The following is a 2,321-nucleotide window of genomic DNA, read 5'->3' as shown; positions in this document are numbered from 1 at the left end:
TAATAACTAAGCTTTCGTCTTGCCCGGAGGGCTAGAGATGAAAGCCCGTTGAACGGAACCGGAGTAGCTTTATGTATTATGGGGTTTTCGAAATGTGGCTTTAAGATATACAAGCAGTAATTTTAGGATTACTGCTTTTTTTGTGGTTGAAGTTGTATTTCTTCATGCGTTTTGGCTGTTTTTTTGTGCTTTAAACACAAATTCCCTTACCCGTAAAAGTTAATTCACAGAAGCAAGTTTGTTTCCGATAAGATACTTTTCTGGCGGACCTCTTTGTCCAAAAACGTGCAACGTAACCAGATTCCCCACTTTACAACAATAACATTTTCGATGTTGTGTTTTAGGCTCTACTAATGCTCGCGCAACGTGTAATTCTTCTTGTAACTGCTGTAGTTTGCCACGTTTCCAACTGCTGCTTAAAATTCCGTAGTGCCGTATGCGAACAAATCGTTTCGGTAAAACATGCAAGCTAAAACGGCGGGCGAATTCTTCGTTTTTTAATGTGAGTTGCTTGGTTTCACTTCCGTCTCTATAATCTTTATAATTGATAGTAACTTCTTGATGGGTTACATTTGTAATGCGATGGTTGCTAATGGCTACCTTGTGGGTATATCTACCCAGATACTCAATCACTTGTTTTGGGCCGCCAAATGACCGTTTGGCATAAACAACCCAATGTTTTTCAAACAAACTTTCTAAGATGTGCCCCTCGGCAAGCTTTTCTTTGCGTAACAACGCTACATATTTGGCTCGAAAAACCTTACTTAATGCTTTTACTGCAAACAAGTATTTATCGGTTTTTATTTTTCGTCTCCACTTGCCATTATTATCAATTCCGCCGCCTGGAACAATGCAATGCAGATGCGGATGCAAACTTAAATTTTGGCCCCAGGTATGTAAAATAGCAATCATGCCCAATTGCAAACCTTCGGTTTTGCCAAATTGAGATAAACTAGCCCACACAGATTCAAACAACAAGCGATAAATAATTTGCGGATGTGAGATCGTTAAACCGTTAAGCGTATCGGGCAAAGTAAAAACCAAATGATAATACGAACAAGGCAACAAATCTTGCGCGCGTGCCTGTATCCATTCTTCGCGTTTGTGTCCCTGACATTTTGGACAATGCCGATTGCGGCAGCTGTTGTAACTAATACTGATGTTTCCGCAAGCATCGCAAGCATCTACATGACCGCCCAACGCTGAAGTTCTGCACAACGTTAATGCCCTTAACGTTTTCTCTTGATGAACGGTAAAGTTTTGGTTGGATAAATCTACTTTTTGCAATACATGGGCTACTTCCCACTGCGGCTGCATAAAGCAAAAACGGTATCAAGTGGACTGTGTACTTTTTGTTGCTCCAATTGGCAAACATGTAAATATTCCATAGTGGTCTCCACCCGTTCATGCCCCATCAATTTCTGAACTTGAAGGATATTTACGCCATCTTCTAATAAATGCGTGGCATAGCTATGGCGCAAAGTATGCGTGTGCACATCTTTTAAAATACCTGCTTTTTTACTGATAGATTGAACTGCCCATTGAACACCGCGTTGACTGTAACGAGAATCAAAACCCTTGGCATCTTTCGTGTTTCCTGTAAATAAAAAAGTAGTGGGATGTTCGGCTGAAATATATCTTTTTATTCCCCGTATCAAATGATCAGATAAAGGAACATATCGATCTTTTTTTCCTTTACTTTGAACGATATGAAGTTGTTTTCGATCGAAATCTAAATGCTTTAATTCTATGTTCCGAACTTCCATACAGCGTAAACCACAGCCGTAAATCAAGCCAATTAAAACACGATGTTTTAGCAGTTCTGCACTTTGAAGCATCTTCCAAATCTCTTCTCGACTTAAAACAACAGGAAGCTTTTTCTCTTTTGGAATCGATGGTAAATGAAGATAATCGTAAGGAAGATTCTCTGTTTTTAAAAGAAATCGAAGTCCGTAAACCGTATGTTTAAAGTATGATTGCGAAGGACTTAAAGAACGTTGCTGCAGTTCAAATAAGTAATCTTTAACCTGCTCGGGATGTAATTCCGTAGGAAGAATTCCAAAATGCAACGCCATTGCCGCCACATGCCGAGAATAATTCTCGAAAGTACGCTGGCTTCTGCCTAAAATGGAAATATTTCGCTGAAAACGTTGCAGAAGTTCAGAAAAACCCGTAATTTCACTACAAGCGCGATTAATGTATTTGTTCGCTCTTAATTCCTCCGGAGATTTTTTTTAGTTACCATAGTATCAATTGTTTAATATTAATATACTAAGGTACGAAATCATCGCAGCGAAAGCTACCGGAGGTTTAGTTCAACA

2 protein-coding genes are annotated in these 2,321 nt (G+C 39.3%); both read right to left on the bottom strand.

Annotated elements, in window-relative coordinates; translation table 11 throughout:
* Positions 1–219: 219 nt before the first annotated feature.
* A complete protein-coding gene (locus E4J94_RS17530; protein WP_038335828.1) occupies positions 220–1,317 on the bottom strand; it encodes an IS91 family transposase in 1,098 nt (365 codons plus the stop codon).
* Complete coding sequence (locus E4J94_RS17525; RefSeq protein WP_371875729.1) at positions 1,296–2,084, bottom strand: tyrosine-type recombinase/integrase; 789 nt, start codon at positions 2,082–2,084, stop codon at positions 1,296–1,298. Before E4J94_RS17525 ends, E4J94_RS17530 begins: the two co-directional genes overlap by 22 nt.
* Positions 2,085–2,321 lie beyond the last annotated feature (237 nt).

The sequence above is a fragment of the Empedobacter tilapiae genome (assembly GCF_004785645.1).
GTDB lineage: Bacteria > Bacteroidota > Bacteroidia > Flavobacteriales > Weeksellaceae > Empedobacter > Empedobacter tilapiae.
This window is presented reverse-complemented; position numbering and strand designations above follow the sequence as displayed.

Coding starts and splice junctions, on each gene's coding strand:
- E4J94_RS17530 (WP_038335828.1), bottom strand. CDS start 1,317: ATGCAGCCGCAGTGGGAAGTAGCCCATGTATTGCAAAAAGTAGATTTA.